The organism is Streptomyces sp. 4N509B (genome assembly GCF_052245655.1).
GTDB lineage: Bacteria > Actinomycetota > Actinomycetes > Streptomycetales > Streptomycetaceae > Streptomyces.
The window spans coordinates 43,175-68,110 of sequence record NZ_JBQQBZ010000020.1 but is presented as its reverse complement, the minus strand read 5'-3'; the positions used below and the strand labels follow the sequence as shown (position 1 = coordinate 68,110).

General features: G+C 71.8%; 19 protein-coding genes. 6 read left to right on the top strand and 13 right to left on the bottom strand.

Features of this window, described 5'->3' with window-relative positions; translation table 11 throughout:
- Positions 1-9 precede the first annotated feature (9 nt).
- The 11 genes from ACTWP5_RS19075 to ACTWP5_RS19025 all read right to left on the bottom strand — a co-directional run bounded on the left by ACTWP5_RS19075 (position 10) and on the right by ACTWP5_RS19025 (position 12,871).
- A complete protein-coding gene (locus ACTWP5_RS19075) occupies positions 10-225 on the bottom strand; it encodes a hypothetical protein (protein ID WP_443222215.1) in 216 nt (71 codons plus the stop codon).
- Between the two features lie 141 nt (positions 226-366).
- Positions 367-1,446 (bottom strand): ABC transporter ATP-binding protein, encoded by a 1,080-nt coding sequence (locus ACTWP5_RS19070; protein WP_443222263.1) that lies wholly within the window; start codon positions 1,444-1,446, stop codon positions 367-369.
- Between the two features lie 108 nt (positions 1,447-1,554).
- A complete protein-coding gene (locus tag ACTWP5_RS19065; RefSeq protein ID WP_443222262.1) occupies positions 1,555-2,646 on the bottom strand; it encodes an ABC transporter ATP-binding protein in 1,092 nt (363 codons plus the stop codon).
- Between the two features lie 19 nt (positions 2,647-2,665).
- The gene (locus ACTWP5_RS19060; protein ID WP_443222214.1) at positions 2,666-3,646 is read right to left on the bottom strand and encodes an ABC transporter permease; all 981 of its coding nucleotides are present in this window, start codon (positions 3,644-3,646) and stop codon (positions 2,666-2,668) included.
- 119 nt (positions 3,647-3,765) lie between these two features.
- Complete coding sequence (locus ACTWP5_RS19055; RefSeq protein WP_443222213.1) at positions 3,766-5,601, bottom strand: ABC transporter substrate-binding protein; 1,836 nt, start codon at positions 5,599-5,601, stop codon at positions 3,766-3,768.
- A gap of 61 nt (positions 5,602-5,662) precedes the next feature.
- The gene (locus tag ACTWP5_RS19050) at positions 5,663-6,676 is read right to left on the bottom strand and encodes an ABC transporter permease (protein WP_443222212.1); all 1,014 of its coding nucleotides are present in this window, start codon (positions 6,674-6,676) and stop codon (positions 5,663-5,665) included.
- A gap of 443 nt (positions 6,677-7,119) precedes the next feature.
- Positions 7,120-8,214 (bottom strand): ABC transporter ATP-binding protein, encoded by a 1,095-nt coding sequence (locus ACTWP5_RS19045; protein ID WP_443222211.1) that lies wholly within the window; start codon positions 8,212-8,214, stop codon positions 7,120-7,122.
- Positions 8,207-9,181 carry an ABC transporter ATP-binding protein gene (locus ACTWP5_RS19040; RefSeq protein ID WP_443222210.1) on the bottom strand — a complete coding sequence of 325 codons (975 nt, stop codon included), beginning with the start codon at positions 9,179-9,181 and terminating at the stop codon, positions 8,207-8,209. The genes ACTWP5_RS19045 and ACTWP5_RS19040 overlap by 8 nt, the downstream gene beginning before the upstream one ends.
- A 105-nt stretch (positions 9,182-9,286) precedes the next feature.
- Entirely contained in the window at positions 9,287-10,318 is a 1,032-nt protein-coding gene (locus tag ACTWP5_RS19035; RefSeq protein ID WP_443222209.1) for an ABC transporter permease, read from the bottom strand.
- Entirely contained in the window at positions 10,311-11,234 is a 924-nt protein-coding gene (locus ACTWP5_RS19030) for an ABC transporter permease (protein WP_443222208.1), read from the bottom strand. The genes ACTWP5_RS19035 and ACTWP5_RS19030 overlap by 8 nt, the downstream gene beginning before the upstream one ends.
- A gap of 2 nt (positions 11,235-11,236) precedes the next feature.
- Positions 11,237-12,871, bottom strand: a complete 1,635-nt coding sequence (locus ACTWP5_RS19025; RefSeq protein ID WP_443222207.1) for a peptide ABC transporter substrate-binding protein — start codon at positions 12,869-12,871, stop codon at positions 11,237-11,239.
- Between the two features lie 230 nt (positions 12,872-13,101).
- On the opposite strand from ACTWP5_RS19025, the gene ACTWP5_RS19020 reads away from it, so the two are divergent.
- Entirely contained in the window at positions 13,102-14,283 is a 1,182-nt protein-coding gene (locus ACTWP5_RS19020) for a hypothetical protein (protein WP_443222206.1), read from the top strand.
- 97 nt (positions 14,284-14,380) lie between these two features.
- On the opposite strand, the gene typA is transcribed toward ACTWP5_RS19020, so the two are convergent.
- The gene (typA, locus tag ACTWP5_RS19015; RefSeq protein ID WP_443222205.1) at positions 14,381-16,258 is read right to left on the bottom strand and encodes a translational GTPase TypA; all 1,878 of its coding nucleotides are present in this window, start codon (positions 16,256-16,258) and stop codon (positions 14,381-14,383) included.
- Positions 16,259-16,366: 108 nt separating this feature from the next.
- A complete protein-coding gene (locus tag ACTWP5_RS19010; RefSeq protein ID WP_443222204.1) occupies positions 16,367-18,229 on the bottom strand; it encodes an ABC transporter family substrate-binding protein in 1,863 nt (620 codons plus the stop codon).
- Between the two features lie 546 nt (positions 18,230-18,775).
- On the opposite strand from ACTWP5_RS19010, the gene ACTWP5_RS19005 reads away from it, so the two are divergent.
- The 5 genes from ACTWP5_RS19005 to ACTWP5_RS18985 all read left to right on the top strand — a co-directional run bounded on the left by ACTWP5_RS19005 (position 18,776) and on the right by ACTWP5_RS18985 (position 24,925).
- A complete protein-coding gene (locus ACTWP5_RS19005) occupies positions 18,776-19,591 on the top strand; it encodes a hypothetical protein (protein WP_443222203.1) in 816 nt (271 codons plus the stop codon).
- 33 nt (positions 19,592-19,624) lie between these two features.
- Positions 19,625-21,538, top strand: coding sequence for a fumarate reductase/succinate dehydrogenase flavoprotein subunit (locus tag ACTWP5_RS19000; protein ID WP_443222202.1), 1,914 nt, complete (start codon positions 19,625-19,627; stop codon positions 21,536-21,538).
- The gene (locus ACTWP5_RS18995) at positions 21,535-22,329 is read left to right on the top strand and encodes a succinate dehydrogenase/fumarate reductase iron-sulfur subunit (protein ID WP_443222201.1); all 795 of its coding nucleotides are present in this window, start codon (positions 21,535-21,537) and stop codon (positions 22,327-22,329) included. The genes ACTWP5_RS19000 and ACTWP5_RS18995 overlap by 4 nt, the downstream gene beginning before the upstream one ends.
- 121 nt (positions 22,330-22,450) lie before the next feature.
- Positions 22,451-22,660 (top strand): SPOR domain-containing protein, encoded by a 210-nt coding sequence (locus tag ACTWP5_RS18990; protein WP_443222200.1) that lies wholly within the window; start codon positions 22,451-22,453, stop codon positions 22,658-22,660.
- 114 nt (positions 22,661-22,774) lie between these two features.
- Positions 22,775-24,925, top strand: coding sequence for a SpoIIE family protein phosphatase (locus tag ACTWP5_RS18985; RefSeq protein ID WP_443222199.1), 2,151 nt, complete (start codon positions 22,775-22,777; stop codon positions 24,923-24,925).
- Positions 24,926-24,936: the final 11 nt, after the last annotated feature.

Here is a 24,936-nt window from a genome sequence, read left to right as displayed (position 1 = left end):
GGGCGGGGGTCAGGAGGCGGCGTCGCTGATGTTGTTGATCACTTCGGCCATGGTGTCGCCGAAGTCGTTGATGCTGGGCGCCATGCTGGAACTCGCGAGGTAGAAGCCGAGGAGGACGCAGAGCGCGGCGTGCAGGGCCTTCAGACCCTGCTTCCTTATCAACAGGACGACAACGACGCCAAGCAGCAGCACCGCGGATACGGAGAGCACGTGGGTCACCTCCATGACGTCTGGCTTCGCATGCCTCTTACCACCCCGCGCGACGGATCCTAACGGTCCGTGTGACGGCATGGTGGATGCATGGGTGCAGATGAGGGGCGCACGCCCCCGTCGCGTCGGGAGGTGCGCCACTCAACCGGCTTGTGGTCAGCCAGCCTTCATGATGATGTCCTCGCCTCGGGCGAGGGTGGTGCCCTCCTCGGGGAAGTGACAGGCGGTCAGGTGCCCCTCCGCGTTGCCCGAGAGACGGACCAGCGGCGGCTCCTCCGCCGCGCACTTGTCCTGCGCCTTCCAGCAGCGGGTGCGGAAGCGGCAGCCCGAGGGCGGGTTGGTGGGCGAGGGCACGTCGCCGGTGAGGCGGATCCGCTCGCGGCGCCCGGCCGCGGCCTCCTCGTCGGCGGTCTCCTCGTCGGTGACCTCCTCCAGCCGCTCGTCGATGACCTCGTCGAGGACGCCCTCGGGCACGGCGGAGAGCAGGGCGTGGGTGTAGGGGTGGCGCGGACGCTCGTAGATGGCCTGGCGGTCGCCGACCTCGACGATCTTGCCCAGGTACATGACGGCGACGCGCTCGGAGAAGTGGCGCACCACGGCGAGGTCGTGGGCGATGAAGAGGAAGGCGATGCCGAGCTCCCGCTGGACGCGGCGGAGCAGGTTCACCACCTGGGCCTGGATCGACACGTCGAGGGCCGAGACCGGCTCGTCGGCGATGATCAGCTTGGGCTCCAGCGCCAGGGCCCGCGCCACCCCGATCCGCTGCCGCTGGCCGCCGGAGAACTCGTGCGGGAAGCGGTTGTAGTGCTCGGGGTTGAGGCCGACGGTCTGAAGCAGCTCGCGGACGCGGGCCTCGCGCCCGCCGGGCGGGTTGATGCCGTTGACCTCCATCGGCCCGCCGATGATCGTGCCGACCGTCTGGCGCGGGTTGAGGGAGGAGTACGGGTCCTGGAAGATCATCTGGATCTCGGAGCGGATGGGGGCCAGCTGCCGCCGGTTGGCGCGGGTGATGTCCCGGTCGCGGTAGCGGATCGTGCCGGCGGAGGGCTCCAGCAGCCGGGCGAGCAGCCGTCCCGTGGTGGACTTGCCGCAGCCCGACTCGCCGACCAGGCCCAGGCTCTCGCCGGCGTGGATGGTGAAGTCGAGGCCGTCGACGGCCTTGACCGCGCCCACGGTCCTGCGGATCGGGAAGCCGCCCTTGACGGGGAAGTGCTTGACCAGTCCCTCGACGGTCATCAGGGGCTCCCGGGTCGCGCCGCCCTGGTCGGCGCCGCCCTGGCCGGTGCTTCCCTGGTCCTTCTTCGTGCTGACGGTGGTCATCGCTATCCAACCTTGAGACGTTCGCTAGCCGAGGCGGGGCAGGACGCGTTCGATGAAGAACGTCCGCTTCTGCTCGGGGGTGAGGTGGCAGGCGGCGCCGCGCCCCGCGGGCAGCTCGGGACGGTCGCTCGCGCAGCTGGCCGATCCCGTCACCTCGGAGGGGTAGGAGCAGCGCGGCTCGAACGGGCAGCCGGGCGGCGGGGAGAGCAGGCTCGGCGGGGTGCCGACGATCGGCACCAGCTCCTTGCTGACGTCTCCCGCGAGCCGGGGCATGGAGCTCAGCAGACCCCAGGTGTACGGGTGCTGGGGCGCGCGCAGCACCTCGCGGACGCTGCCGCGCTCCACGGCGCGACCCGCGTACATCACGAGGATGTCGTCGGAGACCTGGGAGACGACGCCGAGGTCGTGGGTGATGAGGATGATCGCGGAGCCGAACTCCTGCTGGAGCTCGGCCAGCAGGTCCAGGATCTGGGCCTGCACGGTGACGTCGAGCGCGGTCGTCGGCTCGTCGGCGATGAGCAGGTCGGGGTTGCAGACCAGCGCCATGGCGATCACGGCGCGCTGCCGCATACCGCCGGAGAACTGGTGCGGGTAGTCGTCGACCCGCTGCTTGGGGTTCGGGATGCCGACCTTCGACAGCATCTCGATCGCGCGTTCGCGCGCCTCCCGCTTGCCGGCGCCGCGGTGCTTGCGGAACGGCTCGGCGATCTGGCGGCCGATCGTGTAGTACGGCGAGAGCGCGGTGAGCGGGTCCTGGAAGATCGTGGCCACGGTGTTGCCGCGCAGCCGCTGGAGCTGACGCTCGCCCGCGCCGACCAGCTGCTGGCCGTCGAGGAGGATCTCGCCGGTGATCGTGGTGCTGTCGGGGTTGTGCAGGCCCAGGATGGTCTGGGTGGACACCGACTTGCCGGAGCCCGACTCGCCGACGATGCCGAGGGTCCTGCCGCGCCAGGCGTCGAAGGACAGGCCGTCGACGGCCTTCACGACGCCGTCCTCGGTGCGGAACTGCACCCGCAGGTCGCGCACGGACAGGAAGGGTGTGTCGTCGGCGGCGCCGGTGCCGTCGCCGCCCGAGGCGTCCGCCGGCTTCGGGGTGTCGGTCTTGGTGAGGGTCACGTCGTCCACTCCCCGTCCTTCAGGCCAGGCGTACGCGCGGGTCGATGAGCGCGTAGCAGGCGTCGATGATGATGTTGAAGATGACGATCATGAAGGCGGAGAAGAGCATCACGCCCATGAGCATCGGCAGGTCGGACTCCATCACCGACTCCACCGCGAGCCTGCCCAGACCGTGCAGGGTGAAGGTGTACTCCGTGATCATCGCGCCGCCGAGGAGCGAGCCCATGTCGACGCCGAGGATGGTGACGACGGGGATCAGCGAGCCTCGCCAGGCGTAGCGGAAGAAGACCGTGCGGCGTGACATGCCCTTGGCTCTCGCCATGCGGACGTGGTCCTCCTGGAGCTGCTCGATGAGCGTGGCACGCGACATACGGGTGTAGTTGGCGGTGAAGATCGTCGCCAACACCAGCCAGGGTAGGAGCATGCCGGCGAACCAGGACCCGGGATCCTCGCTGATGGGCACGTACTCCGGTTGGCTGAGTAGTCCCGTGCTGTGGACCAGGACGAACAGGGCCAGCGGGCCGAGGAAGTAGATCTGGATCGAGCTGAGCACCAGCGAGGCGGAGCTCATCGACTTGTCGAGCAGGGTGCCGCGGCGCCAGGCGGCCAGCATGCCGAAGCCGAGGCCGAGGACGAGGAACACCACGGCGCCGCCGACGGCCAGGGAGATGGTGACCGGCATCCGGTCGAGGATGGTCTCCCAGACGGGCGCGTTGTTGCGGAAGGAGAAGCCGAGGCAGGGCGCGGGGCACTCTCCGGCGGGGAACGACCGGCCCATGAAGAGCCCCACCATGTAGTCCCAGTACTGCTGGGGGATGGGGGAGTCGATGCCGAGGTTGCGCTCGACGACCGCCAACTCCGCGGCGGTGCAGTTGCCCTTTCCGCAGGCGAGGATCGCCGGGTTGCGCGGCACCGCCCAGAAGAGGAAGAAGGTGGTCGCGCTGATGAGCAGCAGGATGACGATGGCGCCAAGCGTTCGCCTGACCAGGAATCGGAGCATCGGTCGCAGCCTCTGGGAAACCGGGTGGGTGGGCCGGAGCGGTCGGATCCGGCGCGGGTCGGGAGGTGCCCCGCCCCCCGCGTGTCAGGCGGGGGGCGGGGCACCCTGCGGGCGGTGCGTTACGCGTCGGTGACGAAGACCTTGGTCGGGTCGATGCTGCTGAGGTCGTCGTTGAAGACCGCGCCCCCGACCTTCGAGCCGTGGAGCAGGATCATGCGGTAGTAGAAGGCCGGCACCACCGGGAGGATCTCCTCCAGGATGTGCTTGTTGAGGTTGAACCACTCCGTGGCCTGCTCCTCCGGGTCCGCGATGGCCGAGATGCGGTCGATCTCGGAGTCCACGTGGTCGTCGCGGAGGTGGGCGTAGGTGGCGGCGCCGTCCTCGATCTGCCGGCTGTCGAAGAGCGGCGGGATGATGGTCGAGGAGGACAGCCAGTCGTGGCCCCAGGAGGAGCGGTAGATGTCCAGGCCGTTCTCGACCACGCCGATCTCGTCGTAGTAGGTCTCCGAGGGGCCCTGGGTGCGGTTCACGCGGAAGCCGACGTCCTCCAGGGCGGCCTCGATGGCCGGGCCGTACTGCTGGTCCTCCGTACCGTTGTGGTGGTAGAAGTTCAGCTCGTAGCCGACGGCGTCGGCCTCCTCCAGCAGCTGACGGGCCTTCTCGCGGTCGCCCTCGGGCTTGGCGAGCTTGCCGTAGGGGTCGTAGCCCTCCTGGTAGCCGGGGAGCAGCGGGCTGATCATGCCGCCGGCGAACTCGCCGCCGAGCGCGCCGCCGTAGGCGTTGCGGATGCCGGTCAGCGGCAGGGCGTGGCAGATGGCCTCGCGGATCCGCTTGTCGGTGACGCGGTCCTGGTTGATGGCCAGCAGCCAGACGTAGGACTGGTAGCCGTCGAGCAGGCGGTCCTGGTACTGCGGGTCCTCGATGACGCCGGGGCCGTTGTTCCCGTCGAGGCCGTCGCTGAAGTTGACGGCGTACTGGTCGTCGCCGCGGTCGGCCATCAGGCGGGCGGTGGAGTCCTCGGGCGAGTGGCCGTAGGACATCTCCCAGCGGTCGGGGTAGGCGTTGCGCAGCGGGTCGGTGTCGGCCTGCCAGTGCTCGTTGCGCACCAGGACCATGGACTTGCCCGGCTCGTGCGCGTCGATGCGGTACGGCCCGGAGCACAGCGGGGTCTGGTCGTACTTCTCCTGGCCCGTGTCCGGGTTCGTGTCGTGGGCCTGGGAGACCACGGCGTAGCCGGCCATGGCCAGGCAGTACGGCAGGTCGAGCTGGGGCTGCTCGAAGTGGAAGATGATGGTCTTCTCGTCCGGGGTCTCCAGGACGGAGTCCGGCAGGTGGTCGCCGTTGTAGGGGCCGCCGGGCAGCAGGTCGCGGTAGTTCGCGGCGTCACCGGCGAGCCAGCCCTGGAGGTACTTCGGGCCCTGGGCGACGAAGTCGGCGAACATGCGCTCGACCGTGTGCCGGACGTCGGCCGAGGTGATGGGGCTGCCGTCCTCCCACAGGATGTTGTCCTTCAGGGTGAACGTCCAGGTCCTGCCGTCCTCGGAGGTCCGCCCCGAGTCGGTGGCCAGGTCGCCGACGACCGTGTAGTTGCCCTGGTTGTCCAGCTGAACGCCGGTCAGGCCACGGTGGTACAGCTTGGCGTGCATCATCTCGTGGGAGACGTAGATCTGGGCAGGGTCGAGGTGCTCGGGGGCGACCTGGTTCATCATGAAGATGGTGCCGCCGGGGCGGCCGCCCTCGACCGCCGGGGCGGGGCCGCGCGACTGCTCCTCGGTGCCGAAGAGGATGCCCTTGAGCTCCTCCGGCCCGTTGCCCTCGAGGTTCTCGCCGCCACCGCCGCCGCCACTGCTGCACGCGGCCACGGCGAGGCCGCCGCCCATGGCGAGGACCGCTCTTCTCGACAGGTAGGGGGGCAGCCTGAGGGTGCGCCCGCCGGCCCGTGCTCTCTCGCTCATCGGTCTGTGTGCTCCTGCCTGTTCGTGTCCGTCTGGTCGTAGGTGTCAGTGGTCACCGGGGTCACCGCGCCGTCTTCGGATCGAAGGCGTCCCGGAGGGAGTCCCCGAGGAGGTTGAAGGCGACGACGAAGACGACCATCGCGATCCCGGGGAAGAACATGTAGGTGACGTCCTCGCGGTAGACATCGGCGGCCGTCGCGAACATCCGGCCCCAGTCGGGCGTGGGTTCGCGGATTCCGACGCCGAGGAAGGACAGGCCCGCGATGGAGGTCACGAAGTTCGGCAGCATGTAGGTGGACTGCACGAGCATCGGCGAGACGACGTTGGGCAGCAGCTCCTTGCGGATGATGCGCCACGGCCCCGCGCCACTGACGCGGGCGGCCTCGACGAACTCGCGCTCACGCAGCGAGAGCGTCACGCCGCGCAGGATGCGGCCCAGGGTCATCCAACCGAGTATCGAGAGCACCAGGATGATGGCGACCACTTCGACCCATTTCGGGGTTTCCTCGCGTTGGTTGGCCACGAAGAAGGTGGTGACGATCGGGATGAACGCGACGAAGAACAGCTGCTGGGGAAAGGCCATCAGCAGGTCGGTGAACCGGCTGATGAAGTAGTCCCACTTGCCGCCGAGGTAGCCGGCGGCGACCCCGAGCACGATCGCGATGACGGTGGCGATCAGGGCCACGGCGACGGCGATCAGGAGCGAGTTGCGGATGCCGTAGAGCAGCAGGGTGAGGACGTCGCGGCCGGAGCGGGGCTCCACGCCGAACCAGAACTCCCCGTCGATGCCGCCGTTGGGCTTCACCGGGTACCCGTACTCGTTGAGCAGGCCCGGCTGGATGTCGCCGTAGCGGGTGTACGGGTCCTTGCCGTACAGGCTGGCTATGAGCGGCGCGAGCAGGCCGATCGCGAAGAACGCCAGGACGACGCAGGCCGCCACGACTCCGGTCCTGTCGCGCCGGAAGCGGCGCCACATCAGCTGCCCGGGGGAACGACCGGCCAGTTCGGTGACTGGCCCGGTCACGGCCGGTTCCGCTGTCTCGGCGGATCCGACGACCTTGGTTGGGCTGGACATCAGGCTTCGTGCCCCCCGACGGTGTCGACATGCTGCGCGTGTAGATCGTTGGTAGCTCGCGACTGTGGCAAGCCATCAGGATGCTCGTCAAGCCATGACGATGTGATGAGCCCATGAGAGATAATTGGAAGGCAAGATTATGCGGATTGAGTCTGAATCGTGATTGACTTCCCTCTCAGATTCCGGACATACGCGCATGAATGCTGGCCCACGGGGTGTTAACACGTCAGCAACACCGGCGTCGCCGCACCGATATGCGGACGCAGAAGACTCAGCCGCAACGGCCGTGCGGGTGCCGTAAGACCGGGGCGGTGCGGCCAGTGCGTCCGCACCGCCCCGGTGCGCGTCTCCCCGCGCCTCGCGCGCTGGGGTCTGTCCGGTGGATCGTGCCAGGTCAGGCCGCGTCGCCGAGGCGCCGTGCCGCCCAAAGCCCGTCCGAGGCCCTACGCCTCGCGTTCCGCCGCGTAGTGGCAGGCGGAGGGGTGGTTCACCGCTCCCGGTGCGTCGCGGAACCACGGCGGCACCTCCAACAGCGGTTCCACCTCCGCGCACTTCGGCCGCGCCTTGAAGCAGCGGGTGCGGAAGCGGCAGCCGGAGGGCGGCGCGGCCGGCGAGGGCACGTCGCCGGTCAACACGATCCGCTCCCCCGCCCCTTCGCGGTCCTGCGGCGGCACGGGCTCGGGAACGGCCGAGAGCAGCGCCTGGGTGTAGGGATGGGTGGGGTGTTCGTAGATCTCCCGTTCGGTGCCGACCTCGACGATCTTCCCCAGGTACATCACAGCGACCCGGTCCGAGATGTGCCGCACCACGGCCAGGTCGTGGGCGATGACGACGTAGGCGAGGCCGAGTTCCCGCTGGAGACGCGCCATCAGGTTGATCACCTGGGCCTGCACCGAGACGTCGAGGGCCGAGACCGGCTCGTCGGCCACCACGATCTCCGGGTGGAGGGCCAGGGCGCGGGCGATGCCGATGCGCTGCCGCTGGCCGCCGGAGAACTGGTGGGGGTAGCGGCGGACGTACTCGGGGTTCAGGCCGACGAGCTCCAGCAGCTCCCGCACGCGGCGCGGGCGTTCGGCCTTCGGCACCGTCTCGGCGTGGATGGCGAAGGGCTCGCCGACGATGTCGCCGACCGTCATCCGCGGGTTGAGCGAGGTGTAGGGGTCCTGGAAGACGAGCTGGACGTGGCGGCGCATCGCCTTCAGCGCCCGGCCCGTCATCGCGGTGACGTCCTGGCCCCGGTAGCGGATGTGGCCCGAGGTGGGCTTCTCCAGGCCGGTGACGAGCTTCGCCACGGTCGACTTCCCCGATCCCGACTCGCCGACGATGCCGAGGGTCTCGCCGGGCCGCAGCGTGAAGGAGATCCCGGAGACGGCCTGCACCTCCCCGATCCGGCGGCGGATCAGGACGCCCCGGGTCAGGGGGTAGTGCTTGACCAGGTCGTCCACCTCGAGGACGGGCTCGGCCCGCTCCGCGGGTTCCGCGGGCTCGGACCGGTTCGCGGGCTCGGCGGGCTCGGCGGGCTCGGCGGGCTCAGCCACGGATGGCCTCCTCCCAGAAGTGGCAGGCACTGCGGCGGCCCTCGGAGACCGGGTAGAGCGGCGGCCGGTCGACGCGGCAGACGTCACGGGCCAGCGGGCAGCGCGGATGGAAGGGGCAGCCGGGCGGGACGGCCAGCGGGCTGGGCGGCAGGCCCCTGATGGCGGGCAGCTCGCCGCGGCGGCCGGTCAGCCGCGGCACCGACTCCAGCAGTCCCCGGGTGTACGGGTGGGCGGGCGCGGCGTACAGTTCGCGGACCGGCGCGTGTTCGACGACGCGGCCCGCGTACATCACCGCGATGCGGTCGGCCACGTCGGCGACGACGCCGAGGTCGTGGGTGATGAGGATCAGGCCCATGCGGTGCTCGCGCCGCAGCTCCGCGAGGAGGTCCATCACCTGGGCCTGCACGGTGACGTCGAGTGCCGTGGTCGGCTCGTCGGCGATGACCAGCGCCGGGTTGAGGGCCACCGCCATGGCGATCATGATGCGCTGGCGCATGCCGCCGGAGAACTGGTGGGGGTAGTCGCCCACGCGCTGCTCGGCGGCGGGGATGTCGACCCGCTTCATGAGCTCGACGGCCCGGTCGCGGGCCTCGGCGCGGGAGGCGCCGCGGTGGACGCGGAACATCTCGGCGAGTTGGAAGCCCACGGACAGGACGGGGTTCAGGGCGGAGAGCGCGTCCTGGAAGATCATCGCCATGCGCGCGCCGCGGACGCGCCGCCGCTCCTCGGCGCTGACGGTCAGCAGGTCGGCGCCCTGGAAGTGGATCTCCCCGCCCGTGACCCGGGCGGGCGGGGTGTCGAGAATGCCCATCACGGCCTGGGCGGTGACGGACTTGCCCGAGCCCGACTCCCCCAGCACCGCCAGGGTCTCGCCGGCGTCCACGGCGAGGCTGACGCCGTTGACCACGGGCACCTCGCCGTCGCGGGTGTGGAACGCGACGGCGAGGTCCCGTACCTCCAGCAGCATCGGCGTTCTCCGTTCTCCCGGGCTTCCTGGTTCCTGGTTCCTGGGCTTCCTGGGCTTCCTGGGCTTCTCGGGGTGGGTCCTGGGTCCTGGCGCAGCCGCCGCCGGCTAGCGCAGCTTCGGGTCGAGGGCGTCGCGGACGGCGTCGCCGAGCATGATGAAGGCCAGCACCGTCAGGCTCAGCGCGGCGGCCGGGTAGAGCAGGATGTGGGGGGCGTTGCGGAACTGCATGCCGTCGGAGGCGGCGGAGATGTCCACCCCCCAGGAGACGGTCGGCGGCCGCAGGCCGACCCCGAGGTAGCTGAGGGTCGCCTCCAGCGCGATGAACGTGCCCAGCACGATGGTCGCCATCACGATCACGGGGGTGAGGGCGTTGGGCAGGATGTGCCGGAGCAGGAGGCGCGGGGTGCCGGCGCCGAGGGCGCGGGCGGCGAGGACGTAGTCGTTCTGCTTGGTGGTGACGACGGAGCCGCGGGCGACGCGGGCGACCGGCGGCCAGCCCAGGGCGGCGATCACGAGCACGACGGGCCAGACGCCCTCCAGCGTGATCATGCTGAGGAAGACGATGGCGCCCAGCACCATCGGGATGCCGAAGAAGACGTCGGTGAGGCGGGAGAGGACCGCGTCGAAGGCGCCGCCGACCCAGCCGGCGAGGCCGCCGAGCACGCCGCCGAGGAGGGCGACGCCGAGGGTGGCGAAGACGCCGACGGTGATGGAGGCGCGGGCGCCGTAGACGGTGCGGGTGAAGACGTCGCAGCCCTGGGTGTCGTAGCCGAACCAGTGCCCCGCGCTCGGGCCCTGGAGGGAGTGGGCGAGGTCGCAGCGGTGGGGGTTGCCGGAGGCGATGAGCCCGGGCCAGATCGCGATGACGATCAGGAAGCAGATCAGCAGGCCGGAGATCAGGAAGACGGGGTTGCGGCGCAGGTCGCGCCAGGCGTCGGAGGACAGGCCGCGGGGGGGCGCCGCCTCGGCGTCCTCGGTGGCCAGCTGCTGCTCGGCGGGTGGGGCGGCCAGGATCTCGGCGTCGGTCTCGGCGGCGGGTTCGACCGGCGGACGGCCGGTCGTGGCGCCCTGCGGCGCCTCGGGCGGCTGGCCTCCGCGGGGCCGTTCGTCGGGCTGTCCCGGCAGCTGTTCAGGCATAGCGGATCCTCGGGTCGAGCACGGCGTACAGGAGGTCCACGAGGAGGTTGGCGAGGAGGAAGATCACGACCAGGACGGTGACGAAGCCGACCACGGTGGGCGAGTTCTGGCGCAGGATGCCCTGGTAGAGCTGGTAGCCGACGCCCTGGATGTTGAAGATCCGCTCGGTGACGATGGCGCCGGCCATGAGGTTGCCGATGTCGGTGCCGAGGTAGGTGACCACGGGGATGAGCGAGGTGCGCAGCAGGTGGCGCACGGTGACGCGCCGTCGGGGCAGGCCCTTGGCGACGGCGGTGCGGACGTGGTCGGCGCGGGCGTTCTCCGCGACGGAGGCGCGGGTGAGGCGGGTGACGTAGGCGAGCGAGACCAGGGCGAGGATGAGGCCCGGGACGATCAGCTCGCCGATGGTGGCCTCGGGGCTGACGGCCGGGTCGATCCAGCCCAGTTCGACGCCGAGGAAGAACTGGGCGGTGGTGCCCAGCACGAACGTGGGGATCGCGATCACCACGAGGGTGGCCAGCAGGACGCCGGTGTCCAGGGGCCGGCCGCGCCGCAGGCCCGTGAGGACGCCGAGGGTGATGCCGATGATCGCCTCGAAGACGATGGCGACGAGCATCAGGCGGAAGCTGACGGGGAACGCGCTGCCCATCAGCTCGCTGACGGGCTGCCCGTTGAAGGCGGTGCCGAAGTCGCCGGAGAAGATGTCGCGGAGGTAGTAGAGGTACTGCTGCCACAGCGGGCGGTCGAGGTGGAACTCCTCGCGCAGCGCCTGGGCGGTGGCGGGGTCGGGGGCGCGGTCGCCGAAGAGTGCGGTGACCGGGTCGCCCAGGGCGTACACCATCACGAAGATCAGGAAGGTGACGCCGAGGAAGACCGGGATCATCTGCAACAGGCGCCGGATGACGTAGCGCCCCACGGTCAGCTGACCCTGATCTCGGTGAAGACGGGGACGGAGAACGGGTTGAGCCGGACGTCGCTGACGCGCTCGGAGTGGGCGGCCGTGCCGTTCTGGTACCACAGCGGGATCGCCGGCAGGTCCTCGACGAGGATCTCCTGGGCCTGCTGGAAGAGGCCGACGGCCTCGTCCGCGTCGGCGGTGGCGTTGGCCTCGTCCACGAGGTTGTCGAACTCGGGGTTGCTGTAGCTGCCGTCGTTGGAGGAGGCGTCGGTGTAGAAGATCGGCTGGAGGAAGTTCTGGATCAGCGGGTAGTCCATCTGCCAGCCGGTGCGGAACATGCCGGTCATCTCGTCGGCCATGATCCGGTTGCGGAAGTCGGCGAAGGTGGGGACGGGGTCGACGGTGCAGGCGCCGGTGTCGCCGAGCACGTTGTTGATGCTGTTGCAGACCGCGTCCATCCACTGGCGGTGGGAGCCGGTGTCGACGTTGGAGGAGAGGCTGACGGAGCCGCCGGGCAGGCCGCCGGCGTCCTCGATGAGACGGCGGGCCTCGTCGGGGTTGTACTCGCAGGTGTCGCCGCAGATCCCGGGGTCGAAGCCGCCGGCCTCGCCGAGGACGGGTGAGGTGAAGTCGGAGGCGGGGGTGCGGGTGCCGTGGAAGATGCGGTCGGTGATCGCGTCGCGGTCGATCGCCATCGACAGGCCCCGCCGGATCTGGCGGGCGTCCTCGCCCTGCCACTCCTGGCGGTAGAGGGGGAAGGTGACGGTCTGGATGATGCCGGCGGGCTGGTTGATGTACCGGTCGCCGAGGTCGGCCTCGGCGTTGGCGAGTTGGGAGGCGGGGACGTCGTCGATGACGTCGAGGTTCCCTGCCTGGAGGTCGGTGTAGGCGGTGTTGTTGTCGGTGTAGACCCGCAGTTCGACGCCCTCGTTCCTCGCCTCGTCCGGGCCGGCGTAGTCGTCGTAGGCCAGCAGGCGCATGCTCTGGCTGCGGGTGTAGGAGTCCACCCGGTAGGGCCCGTTGCCGATGGGCTTGGCGAGGTACGCCTCGTGGTCGTTGAAGAACGCCTTGGGCAGCGGCGCGTAGGCGGCGTAGCCGAGGGTCTCGGGCCAGAGGCTGAACTGCTGGGTGAGGGTGACCCGGAAGGTGTGCCTGTCGACGACCTCGAGGCCGCTCATGGTGTCGGCGCTCGGCTGGGTGTCGGCCTCGGCGGGGTGGACGTCCTCGTAGCCCTGGATGAACTGGAAGAAGTAGCTGCCGACCTGCTGGTTGTCGAGGTGGGCGCCGTAGTTCCAGGCGTCGACGTAGGACTCGGCGGTGACGGGGGTGCCGTCGTGGAAGGTCCAGCCGTCCTCGATGGTGATGGTGAACGTCTGCTGGTCGTCGGTCTCGATCGACTCGGCCATCATGTCCTCGGCCTCGCCGGTCTCCGGGTTGTACTGCTTCAGGCCCCGGAAGATCATGTCGAGCACCTTGCCGCCCTGCACCTCGTTGGTGTTCGCGGGTTCGAGCGGGTGGGCGGGATCGCCCCAGGAGGCGCGCACGAGCGCGTCGCCGCCGTCACCTCCGTCGCCGCCACCCCCGCCGCAGGCCGCGGCTGCCAGGGCGACGGAGACGGCGAGGAACGCGCTGGAGAGACGAGTCGCGGTGCGCATGGGGCCTCCCGTACGACGACATAACGGACATAAGAGATCTACACACCATGAGATCCCCTGCGCGACTCCGCCGCCCGACCCTCCGGCGACGCGACGGGTGGCGTGTTGCCGGAAACCGCCCGTATGCCGGAGGCGGCGGCTGATATATCGTTTTCATAACGACTCCGCCATTCGGGGAGGGGCTCATGCGTGGACGCGGGCTGAGGCGCGCGCACGGTCGGATGGCCCTCGTGGCCGCTCTCCTCGCCGGCGCGCTGACCGGCTGCTCACTGGGAGGGGAGCAGGAGCCGGAGCGGGACCCCGCCGCGTCGGACCCACTCCCCGCCGCGAGCCCCGCCCCCTCCGTCGAGGCGCCGCGCGTCCCCTCTGCCCCCGAGCTGCCGGGACGGGTCCTCGGGCTGGACTTCGCGGACGAGGAGCACGGCTTCGCGCTGCTGGCCGAGTGCCGGCAGACGCTGCCCCGGGGAGCCGGCCGGGACTGTGCCTTCGGCGTGGCCGTGCTCGACGGCGACGGCGCGTGGCGGCTGCGGGAGGCGCCGATGGGCGACGGGGACCTGGACGAGTTCGGCTTCCTCGTCGAGGCCGCCTCCCCCGGCCACGCGCGGCTGTCCGCGCAGGGCGACCCGTACGACCTCGGGGACGATGCCGTGTGGGTCACGCGCGACGCCGGCCGCAGCTGGACCAGCGGCGAGGCGCGGCCCGAGGGCACGGTGGCCGCGATACCGGACGGCGCCCGGCTCTCCCTGACGACGGACGGCCTGGTCGCGCTCATGCCCGAGACCGCCGCGTACCGCCTGCTGCGGGAGCAGCCACGCCTCACCGACCTGGGCGAGCCGCGCCCGCTGGGCGACGGCCGGCACTGGGTCGCCGGCCGCGACCCGGAGACGGGCGACCCGGCCCTGGCGGTCTCCCGCGCCTCGGGGCGCGGCTGGCGGACGCTCGCGCCGCTGCCGACCGCCCCACCGTTCCGGAACCTGGTCCGGCACCGCGACGTGTGGCTGGCCGCCGGCCCCGACGGGCTGTACGCGCTCGAGAACGGCCTGTCGGACGAGCCCGACGGCGGCACCTCCAGCCTGTACGGCGACAGCCTCCTCGGCATCCACGTCAGCGAGGACGACGGGCGGTCCTGGCGCCGCGTGTGGCGGCACCTGGACGGCGACAGCCGCCCCGGGGCGCTCCTCGGCACGCCCATGACGGCCACCGACGGCAGCCTGCGGGTCTACGGGTACGACGCGATCTACGTCAGCCGCGACGGCGGGTACACCTTCGCCGTGGAGCGTCCCGGGCCGCCGCCGGAGGAGCCGCTGCTGACCCGCGCCGGGTACCTGCTGACCGACCTCACCAACCCGGGGCACTACCGCCTCTCGGCCGACGGCTTCACCTGGCACACGGTGGTGCTGGGCGGCGGCTGACCACCCTCGCCCGCCGCACCGACCACGCCGCACCGACCACGCCGGCCCGTGTCACCCCGACCCGGGCCACGCCGTGCGCGGCCCGGGAGGGGGAGCGTTACTGCCGCTTGGCGCGCGCGGTGGCGCGGGCGCGGTCGCGCTGGTCGAGCACCACCTTGCGGATGCGCACCTCGCCGGGCGTGACCTCCACGCACTCGTCCTCGCGGCAGAACTCCAGGCACTGTTCGAGGGAGAGCTTCCGCGGCGGCACCAGGTTCTCCGTCACCTCCGCCGTGGAGGAGCGGACGTTGGTGAGCTTCTTCTCCTTGGTGATGTTCACGTCCATGTCGTCGGAGCGGGAGTTCTCGCCGACGATCATGCCCTCGTAGACCTCGGTGCCCGGCTCGACGAAGATCGTGCCGCGCTCCTGGAGGTTCAGCATGGCGTACGCCGTCGCCACACCCGAGCGGTCGGCGACGAGCGAGCCGCTGCGACGGGTGCGCAGCTCGCCGGCCCACGGCTCGTGCCGCTCGAAGATGCTGTGCGCGATGCCCGTGCCCCGGGTCTCGGTCAGGAACTCGGTGCGGAAGCCGATCAGTCCGCGCGAGGGCACCAGGAACTCCATCCGCACCCAGCCCGAGCCGTGGTTGGTCATCGTCTCCATCCGGCCCTTGCGCGACGCCATCAGCTGCGTGATCGCGCCCAGGTGCTCCTCGGGCGCGTCGATCGTCATCCGCTCGACCGGCTCGTGGACCTTTCCGTCGATCTCCCGCGTCACCACCTCGGGCTTGCCGACGGTCAGCTCGAAGCCCTCGCGGCGCATCGTCTCCACCAGGATCGCCAGCGCCAGCTCGCCCCGGCCCTGCACCTCCCAGGCGTCGGGCCGCTCGGTGGGCAGCACGCGGAGGCTGACGTTGCCCACCAGCTCGCGGTCCAGACGGTCCTTCACCAGCCGGGCCGTCACCTTGTGCGGCTTGCCGCGGCTGGCGCCACGGCCGACGAGCGGCGAGGCGTTGATGCCGATCGTCATGGAGATCGCCGGCTCGTCCACGGTGATCAGCGGCAGCGCCACCGGGTGCTCGGGGTCGGCGAGGGTCTCGCCGATCATGATGTCGGGGATGCCCGCCACGGCGCAGATGTCGCCGGGGCCGGCCTCCTCGGCGGGCCGCCGCGTGAGGGCGTGCGTCATCAGCAGCTCGGTGACGCGGACGCTCTGCGCGGTGCCGTCGCGCCGCAGCCAGGTCACGGTCTGGCCCTTGCGCAGGGTGCCCTGGCGGATGCGGCAGAGCGCGATCCGGCCGAGGAAGTTGTCCGCGTCGAGGTTGGTGACGTGGGCCTGGAGCGGCGCGCCCTCCTCGTAGACCGGCGCGGGCACGGCGTCGAGCAGGGTGGTGAAGAACGGCTCCAGGCTGTCGCTGTCGCCGGGGACCGTGCCGTCGGCCGGCTGCGTCAGCGAGGCGACTCCGTCGCGGGCGCAGGCGTAGACGATGGGGAACTCGATCTGGTCCTCGTCCGCGTCGAGGTCGAGGAAGAGGTCGTAGGTCTCGTCGAGCACCTGGGAGATGCGGGCGTCGGGGCGGTCGGTCTTGTTGACGCACAGGATGACGGGCAGCCGGGCGGCCAGCGCCTTGCGCAGCACGAAACGGGTCTGCGGCAGCGGCCCCTCGGAGGCGTCGACCAGCAGCACGACGGCGTCCACCATGGACAGGCCGCGCTCGACCTCCCCGCCGAAGTCGGCGTGTCCCGGGGTGTCGATGATGTTGATCACGACGGGGTCGCCGCCGCCCTTCGGGTGGTACCGGACGGCGGTGTTCTTGGCGAGGATCGTGATCCCCTTCTCCCGCTCCAGGTCACCGGTGTCCATCACCCGCTCGTCGACCTGCTGGTGGGCCGCGAAGGCGCCTGCCTGGCGCAGCATGGCGTCGACGAGTGTGGTCTTGCCGTGGTCGACGTGGGCGACGATGGCGACGTTGCGAATGTCCTGGCGCGTGGGCATGGCGCGGTGCTTCTCCCGGCGGTGGTGGTTGAGGGCGACTCGGGCGGCGGCGCACCGGCCCCTCGGACATCGTACGGCGGTGGCGCGGGCCGCCGTCGCGCGGCGCGGTCAGCGGCGGTGGCCGATGTCCTCGTAGCGGGGGGTGGCCAGGCCGTGGGCGCCGACGCCGGCGAGGGTGGCGGGAGCGGCCACCAGCTGCGGCGGCTGGTAGAGGGGAACGGAGCCGGCCAGGGCCCACAGGCGCGCGTCCGCCGTGGTCAGCAGCTCGTCGCGCAGCTCGTCGTCGAGCTCGGAGCCGGCCTGCGTCAGGAGCTGGTCGATGTGGTCGGTGCCCAGGCGCGCGTGGTTGGAGCCGGTGGTGAGGCCGGCGGCGACGCCGGTGGGGGCGCCGGTGGCGAGGGCGCCCTGGGGCTTGGCGAAGCGGGGCAGGGCGTCGGTGGCCGGGAACGACGTGGCCGGCCAGGAGTAGAGGGCGAGGTCGAAGTCGCCGGCCGGGACGCGTTGGGAGAAGAACTCCTCGGAGGGGACCTCCCTGACCTCGACGAGGACGCCGACGCCCGCGAGGGTGTCCGCGATGTTCCGCGCCGTGGTGCTCAGGTGTTCCGAGCCAGGGCCCGTGGGGTGGAGGAGGCGGAGCTGGAGCGGGTCGCCGTCCTTCAGGCGCACGGTCTCGCCCGCGCCCCGCCGGGCGGGCGCGGCGTTGTCGTCGACCGTGCCCACGTGGTCGGCGTACCGCCAGCCCGCCTCCTCCAGCAGGGCCGTGCTGGCGCCCTCGCTGCTGTCGCCGAGGGCGTCGGACGTGTCCTCGTACCCGGCGTGGCCGAGGGTGCGCAGGTGGCTGCCGACGGGGCGGGCCACCAGGCCGGCCGGGGCGTGGACCGCCTCCGCCAGCGCGTCGCGGTCCAGCGCGCGGGCCAGCGCCCACCGGACCCGCTCGTCGCCGAGCGCGGGCGTCGAGCCGTTCAGCGTGAGCTGGGTGTAGGCGGCGTCGTAGGCGCGGTGGACGGTGAGGGCGCGACGGGGCCGGGACTGCCCGGGGGACACCTCGCCGTCGGCGGTGGCGGCCAGCCGCGCGGCCACCGCGGGCGTCACCTCCGCGACGTCGAGCTCCCCGGCGAGCAGCGCCTCCTCGCGCCGCTCGCGTGGCACGGCCGCGAAGACCAGCTCGTCCAGGAGCGCGGGCTGGCCCCACCACGCCTCGTCGCGGGCGAGGGTGACGGTGCCCGCCTCGCGGTCCACCGCGGCGACGGCGAAGGCGCCCGCGGAGGGGAGTGGGGAGGAGGGGGAGGACGAGGGCGGGGAGGAGGGCGAGGAGCCGGCTCCGGGGGCGACGCCCTCGGTGAAGAGCTCGGGGTCGGCGGTGAGCGCCTCGGGGTAGAGCGGGCTGAACAGCGAGCGCCAGTCGGCGTAGGGGCGGGAGAAGACGACGGTGACCTGGTGCTTCCCCGGCCCCTGGGTCACGCTCTCGACGCGGTCGTAGCCCGCGGCGCGCGCCGCCGCGTAGGCCGGGTCGTCCCCGCGCAGGGCCCGCCACTGGGCGCGGAAGTCCGCCGCGTCCACGGGCTCGCCGTCGCTCCACCGCGCCGACGGGCGCAGGGTGTAGACGACCGTCTGCCGCGGCTCCCTGGTGGTGACCTCGGCGGAGCGCAGGTAGTCGGGGTTGGGCGCCGGCTCGCCCTCGGGGTCGAGGGTGAACAGCATCGGCATGACGGCCTGGGCGACGTGCTGGCTGAGCTGGCCGGCGTCGTGGTGGTAGACGTTGAGGCTGGCGGGCAGCTCGTCGACGGCCCAGGTGACCGAGCCGCCGCTCCTCAGCTCCGCCCGGGGGACGAGGGCGACGGCGTGCGTCGCGGCGGTCGGCGTGCCGGGCCCCTCGGTGCCGCCGCCGGAGCAGCCCGCGAGGAGGGTCGAGACCGCCACCGCGAGGACGGTGACGGAGAGTCGGCATCGGCGGCGTGTCGTTCCCGGCATTGGCTGTCTCCTGGCGATCACACCGGCGGGCCTTTCCGTGCCACTGAAGTCCAGCGTGGCCGGTGGGACCCGGCGACACGTCGGTGGCGCGGCGGCAGCTCACCTGTTCGGCGCATCGCCCTGACGGGCCACCGGAGTGGTGACGATCCGTGCCTCCCTCTTCCCAACCCGCCGCGTGAGGGGACACACTCGCAGGGTCCGGTGATGCACCACCAACGGAGGTGGTTTGAGGGATGTCGCTGCACGACGAGTTCCGCGTGGCCCCAGGGCGCGCGGACGGCCTGGCGCGGCGTGCCGCACGCGGAACACGCGGCGGCCCTGACCGGCGTCGGGCGTGCGGTGACACGGACCGCCCACGGCCCGCGCGCCCCACCGCGCGCCAGGAGCCGATACGGGTGTCCGAGCCGCCCCACGACCGCCGGCAGGGGGCCCGAGCCCGCGACGAGGGCGGGAGATGCCACCAGCCCTGACGCCCCTGTCCCCGCCGACGCGGCCCGCCGCCCGTTGACGTTCGCTCATCTCGTCTATCCGCGCCCGGAGATTTCCTTGGCCACCACAACCGACCCGAGCCCACCACCCTCCCCTGCCCCCGCGCGCGCCGCGATCAGCGAGCGGCACCTGCGCACCGACCGATGGTGGCTCGCCCCCACGGTCACCGTCACCGTCCTGCTGGCGTTCGTCGTGTACGCGACGTGGCGCGCGTTCGCCAACTCCGACTACTACGCGGCGCCGTACGTCTCGCCGTTCTACTCCCCCTGCCTCGCGGAGAACTGCGAGGACATGAAGGGCGGGCCCAACTGGGCGCTCTTCGGCGACTGGTGGACGCTCTCGCCCGCGCTGCTCTTCCTCTTCCTGCCGCTGGGCTTCCGCCTGACGTGTTACTACTACCGCAAGGCGTACTTCCGCGGCTTCTGGGCCTCCCCCCCGGCCTGCGCCGTCGCCGAGCCGCACCGCCGCTACAGCGGCGAGACCCGCCTGCCGCTGCTGCTCAACAACAGCCACCGGTACTTCTTCTACGCCTCCGCCGGCATCGCCGTGATCCTCACCTACGACACGGTGCTCGGCTTCAGGAACGAGGAGTACGAGTGGGGCCACATGGGCCTCGGCTCGCTGCTCTTCCTGGTCAACATCGTGCTGGTGTGGGGGTACACCGCCTCCTGCCACTCCTGCCGCCACATCATGGGCGGCCGCCTGAAGAACTTCTCCGCGCATCCGGTGCGGTACCGGATGTGGGGTTGGATCAGCCGCCTGAACGGGTACCACTCCGCCCTGGCGTGGGCCTCGCTCACCAGCCTGGCCCTGTGCGACCTGTACGTGTACCTGCTGGCCACCGACGTGTTCGACGACCCGCAGCTGTTCTGACGACCCACGAACGAGGAAAGGACCGGAACGACAGTGGAACGGCAGCAGTGGGACGTGGTGGTGGTCGGCGCCGGCGGCGCCGGGCTGCGCGCGGCGATCGAGGCGCGCGAGCAGGGTCTGCGGACCGCCATCATCTGTAAGTCGCTCTTCGGCAAGGCCCACACCGTGATGGCCGAGGGCGGCATCGCCGCCAGCATGGGCAACGTCAACTCGGGCGACGGGTGGCAGGTCCACTTCAGGGACACCATGCGGGGCGGGAAGTTCCTCAACCACCCGCGGATGGCCGAGCTCCACGCCCAGGAGGCACCCGACCGGGTGTGGGAGCTGGAAACCTGGGGTGCGCTCTTCGACCGCACGAAGGACGGCCGGATCTCGCAGCGCAACTTCGGCGGGCACGAGTTCCCGCGCCTGGCGCACGTCGGCGACCGCACGGGCCTGGAGATGATCCGCACCCTCCAGCAGCGGGTCGTCGCCCTCCAGCAGGAGGACTTCAAGGAGACCGGGGACTACGAGGCCAGGCTGAAGGTCTTCGCCGAGTGCACCGTGACGCGGGTGCTGACCGTCCCCGACGGGGACGGCACCGGCCGCGTCGCGGGCGTGTTCGCCTACGACCGCGAGTCGGGCGCGTTCTTCGTCATCGACGCGCCCTCGGTGGTGCTGGCCACCGGCGGCATCGGCAAGTCGTTCAAGGTGACGTCGAACTCGTGGGAGTACACGGGCGACGGGCACGCGCTGGCGCTGCTGGCGGGCGCGCCGCTGGTGAACATGGAGTTCATCCAGTTCCACCCGACGGGCATGGTCTGGCCGCCCTCGGTGAAGGGCATCCTCGTCACCGAGTCCGTCCGCGGCGACGGCGGCGTGCTCCGCAACAACCAGGGCCGTCGCTTCATGTTCGACTACATCCCCGAGGTCTTCAAGGAGCAGTACGCGCAGGACGAGGCCGAGGCCGACCGCTGGTACACCGACCCGGACAACAACCGCCGCCCGCCGGAGCTGCTGCCGCGCGACGAGGTGGCGCGGGCGATCAACGCGGAGGTGAAGGCGGGCCGCGGCTCCCCGCACGGCGGGGTCTTCCTCGACGTCTCCACCCGGCTGCCGGCCGAGGAGATCCGGCGCCGCCTGCCGTCGATGCACCACCAGTTCAAGCAGCTGGCCGACGTCGACATCACGAAGGAGCCGATGGAGGTCGGCCCGACCTGCCACTACGTGATGGGCGGGGTCGACGTCGACCCCGACACCGCCGCGGCCACCGGCGTGCCCGGGCTCTACGCGGCGGGCGAGGTGGCCGGCGGCATGCACGGCTCCAACCGCCTGGGCGGCAACTCCCTCTCCGACCTGCTGGTCTTCGGCCGCCGCGCCGGCCTGCACGCCGCGCGGTACGCGGCCGACATCGCCGAGGGCGAGCGGCCGCTGGCCGACCAGGCCCAGCTGGACGCGGCGGCGGCCGAGGCGCTGCGCCCGTTCCAGCCTCTGGACGAGGAGGACGCCGCGAAGGCGCCGGCGGAGAACCCGTACACGGTGCAGCAGGAGCTCCAGCAGACCATGAACGACCTGGTCGGCATCATCCGGCGCGAGTCGGAGATGACCGAGGCGCTGTCGCGGCTGGTCGGGCTGCGCGAGCGCGCCCGCCGCGCCGGCGTGGAGGGGCACCGGCAGTACAACCCCGGCTGGCACCTCGCCCTGGACCTGCGGAACATGCTGCTGGTCAGCGAGTGCGTGGCGCGTGCCGCCCGCGAGCGCACCGAGTCCCGCGGCGGCCACACCCGGGACGACCACCCCCAGATGGACCGCGCCTGGCGCCGCGTCAACCTGCTCTGCACGCTGAACGACGCGGGCGGCATCGAGCTGACCCGCAGGGACCTGCCCGAGCTGCGGCAGGACCTGCTGGAGCTGTTCGACAAGGAAGAACTCGCCAAGTACCTCACCGACGAGGAGCTCACCTCATGACCACGGCCCCGGAGAGCACACGGTACGACGCCCACTTCCGGGTGTGGCGCGGGGACGCCGAGGGTGGCGGGCTCGCCGACTTCACGGTGGAGGTGAACGAGGGCGAGGTGGTCCTCGACATCGTCCACAGGCTCCAGGCCACCCAGGCCCCGGACCTGGCGGTGCGCTGGAACTGCAAGGCCGGGAAGTGCGGCTCGTGCAGTGCGGAGATCAACGGGCGTCCGCGGCTGCTGTGCATGACGCGGATGTCGCAGTTCGAGCGGGACGAGACGATCACGCTGACGCCGCTGCGCACCTTCCCCGTGATGCGCGACCTCGTCACCGACGTCGGTTTCAACTACGCCAAGGCCCGGGAGATCCCGTCGTTCGTGCCGCCGGAGGGCCTCGGCCCCGGCGAGTACCGGATGCAGCAGGTCGACGTCGAGCGCTCGCAGGAGTTCCGCAAGTGCATCGAGTGCTTCCTGTGCCAGAACGTCTGCCACGTGGTGCGTGACCACGAGGAGAACAAGGAGGCGTTCGCCGGTCCGCGGTTCCTGATGCGCATGGCCGAGCTGGACATGCACCCGCTCGACGACGCCGAGCGCGAGGGCCTGGACCGGCAGCGCTCCCTCCAGGAGGAGCACGGGCTCGGCTTCTGCAACATCACGAAGTGCTGCACGGAGGTCTGCCCCGAGGGGATCAGGATCACGGACAACGCGCTGATCCCCATGAAGGAGCGGGCCGTCGACAGAAAGTACGACCCCCTCGTCTGGCTCGGCAGCAAGATCCGCCGTCGTCGCTCCTCCGACTAGGCCGGACCCGGCTCGTGGCCGTCGTCCTCACCCCCGTCCTCCGCAGCCTCGGTGGCCTGAACCGTGTGCGCACGGTGATGTGCTGGCGTAAGGTCTGGCATATGCGGATCGGGGGTGAGGAATGAACGGCAGCAACCTGCGACCGTGGCTGGTGATCCGGCAGGATGAGAACGGCGGTCGCTATCGCATAGGTCACTGCGCCACCCGCGCGGAGGCACAGCGACTCATCACACGACTGAGCCAGGCGACCACCGCCGGCGCGCACGCCGCCGAGCCTCCGCCCCGGTACCTGGTGGAACGCGTCGAGACCGCCACCCGAACGCCGCACTGACCGGCTCGCCCGCGCTCCCGCGCGCAGGGAGCGGCGGCCCGCACCGTGAAGCGGCGCCGCCGGGCGGCGGCGGTGCGCGGGCTCCGCGACCGCCACCGGGGCACAATCAGACATATGGGATATCCAGGGCCGTCACGCGACGTGCCCGGCGCCGCCGGGGCTCCCGCCCCTTCCTCCGGCGGCCCCACGGACCCGGGCCCAGCCGCCCTCGGACCCGCCCTCGACGCGGCCCGCTCCGGCGCCGTCCTGATCGACGGCCGGGGCCGCGTCCTGTTGTGGAGCCCCCTCGCCGAACAGGTCCTCGGCTGGACCGCCCACGAGGCCGTCGGCCTCCACCTCGCCGCCCTCCTCCCCGAGGGCCACCCGAGCGCCGTCCCCGTGATCCACCGCACCCTGCTGCGCGAGCACGTGTGGCGCGGCACCCTGCGGCTGCGCCACCGGGACGACGGGCCCGTGGAGGTGGCGGTCACGGTCTCGCTGCTGGTCGACGGCGCCGGGACCCCGTTCATTCTCGCCAATCTCGTGGACGCCGGGCCGACAACCGTGGCCCAAGGCAGGCTCGCGGCCCTCGACACGCTGGAGGCGTTCTTCGCCGCCTCACCGCTGGGCATCGCCCTCCTCGACACCGACCGCCGCTTCGTCCGGGTCAACGACGCCCTCCTCCGCCTCCACGGCGCCGCAGCGGAGCGGCTGCTCGGGCGCACCGTGGCCGAGGCCCTGCCGCCGCCGGTCTCGCACGAGCTCGACAAGGCACTGCGCCAGGCGCTGCGCACGGGAGACCCGGTGGTCGACCTCATCACCACCGCGCCCGACGGCACCGGCACCAGCTCCGTCTCCGTCGCCCGCCTCACCGACGCCGACGGCCGCACCCTCGGGCTGAGCTGCACCGTCATGGACGTGACGGGCCGGCGCCAGGCGCTGACCCGCGTGGAGCAGGCCCGGCAGAACCTCGCCCTCCTCGACGACGTCGGGACCGCCCTCGGCAACCTCCTGGACGTGCGCCAGGTCGCCGAGGCGCTCGCGGGGCTGCTCGTGCCCCGCTTCGCGGACTACGCCTCCGTCGCCGTGCTCCGCCCGGTGGTGCGCGGCGGCCGGCTGCCCTCGCCCGAGGCCCTCCCCGACCAGACCCTCGTCCGGCTGGCCGGCAGCGCCAAACGGGAGGATCCCGCCGTCGAGCGGCTGATGACCGAGGGCCAGGACGTCGCCGTCACGGCCGGGCACGTTCTCGGGAACGCCCTGATCAACGGCACCCCCACCCTCTTCACCTCCGAGGAGGAGATCCGCGCCGCCGCGCCGGACGACGACAAGGCCGCCGCGGCCCGCGAGCTCGGCATCCACTCCATGATCACCGCGCCGCTGCCCGCCCGCGGCACCCTGCTGGGCGCCCTCACCCTCACCCGCGCCGAGCGGCGCGCCGCCTTCGACCAGCGGGACATCGCCCTCGTCACCGAGATCGCGGCACGCGCCGGGGTCTACCTCGACAACGCCCGCCTCTACGCCAGGGAGCGCGAGCGCGCCCTGATGCTCCAGCGCAGCCTGCTGCCGCGCGCCGTGCCCGAGCCGCCGGGCGTGACGGTGGGCTACCGCTACGTGCCCAGCGCCATCGGGGCCGAGGCCGGCGGCGACTGGTTCGACGTCATCCCGCTGCACGGGGGCCGGGTGGCCCTCGTCATCGGCGACGTGACCGGGCACGGGCTGCGCCCGGCCGCCACCATGGGCAGGCTGCGCACCGCCGTGCGCACCCTTTCCGCGCTCGACCTCTCCCCCGCCGAACTGCTCGCCCGCGTCAACGCCCTCAGCAGCGACATCGCCCAGCACCCCGACGACCCGCTGCTGGCGACCTGCCTCTACGCGGTGTACGACCCGGCGAGCCACAGCTGCACCCTCGCCAACGCCGGCCACCTGCCGCCGGTGCTGTGCGGCGTCGACCCCGAGCGCCCCGCCTCCGGACACCTGAGCGCCGAGGTGCTGCGGCTGCCCCCCGGTGCGCCCCTGGGGCTGGAGGGCACGCGCTTCGAGGAGCGGCGCCTGGCCATGCCCCACGAGGCGGTGCTCGTGCTCTACACGGACGGCCTGGTGGAGTCCCGCGGCGGCGACATCGGCGACGGCATCGAGCGGCTGCGCTCCCTGCTGGTGCGCGCCAGCCGGCCCGGCGTGCCGCTCGAACCGCTCTGCGACACCGTCGTGGCGACGCTCAACCCGCAGTCCTCCGAGGACGACATCGCGCTGCTGATGGCGCGCCTCGGGCACCGGTCCGCCGCGTGACGGGCCGGGGG

What these genes read in the sequence shown, in the direction of transcription:
- ACTWP5_RS18995 (WP_443222201.1), top strand. Translation starts at nt 21,535, where the DNA reads ATGACCACGGCCCCGGAGAGCACACGGTACGACGCCCACTTCCGGGTG.
- ACTWP5_RS19055 (WP_443222213.1), bottom strand. Translation starts at nt 5,601, where the DNA reads ATGAGCGAGAGAGCACGGGCCGGCGGGCGCACCCTCAGGCTGCCCCCC.
- ACTWP5_RS19070 (WP_443222263.1), bottom strand. Translation starts at nt 1,446, where the DNA reads ATGACCGTCGAGGGACTGGTCAAGCACTTCCCCGTCAAGGGCGGCTTC.
- ACTWP5_RS19075 (WP_443222215.1), bottom strand. Translation starts at nt 225, where the DNA reads ATGGAGGTGACCCACGTGCTCTCCGTATCCGCGGTGCTGCTGCTTGGC.
- ACTWP5_RS18990 (WP_443222200.1), top strand. Translation starts at nt 22,451, where the DNA reads ATGAACGGCAGCAACCTGCGACCGTGGCTGGTGATCCGGCAGGATGAG.
- ACTWP5_RS19060 (WP_443222214.1), bottom strand. Translation starts at nt 3,646, where the DNA reads ATGCTCCGATTCCTGGTCAGGCGAACGCTTGGCGCCATCGTCATCCTG.
- typA (WP_443222205.1), bottom strand. Translation starts at nt 16,258, where the DNA reads ATGCCCACGCGCCAGGACATTCGCAACGTCGCCATCGTCGCCCACGTC.
- ACTWP5_RS19010 (WP_443222204.1), bottom strand. Translation starts at nt 18,229, where the DNA reads ATGCCGGGAACGACACGCCGCCGATGCCGACTCTCCGTCACCGTCCTC.
- ACTWP5_RS18985 (WP_443222199.1), top strand. Translation starts at nt 22,775, where the DNA reads ATGGGATATCCAGGGCCGTCACGCGACGTGCCCGGCGCCGCCGGGGCT.
- ACTWP5_RS19035 (WP_443222209.1), bottom strand. Translation starts at nt 10,318, where the DNA reads ATGCCTGAACAGCTGCCGGGACAGCCCGACGAACGGCCCCGCGGAGGC.
- ACTWP5_RS19040 (WP_443222210.1), bottom strand. Translation starts at nt 9,181, where the DNA reads ATGCTGCTGGAGGTACGGGACCTCGCCGTCGCGTTCCACACCCGCGAC.
- ACTWP5_RS19050 (WP_443222212.1), bottom strand. Translation starts at nt 6,676, where the DNA reads ATGTCCAGCCCAACCAAGGTCGTCGGATCCGCCGAGACAGCGGAACCG.
- ACTWP5_RS19025 (WP_443222207.1), bottom strand. Translation starts at nt 12,871, where the DNA reads ATGCGCACCGCGACTCGTCTCTCCAGCGCGTTCCTCGCCGTCTCCGTC.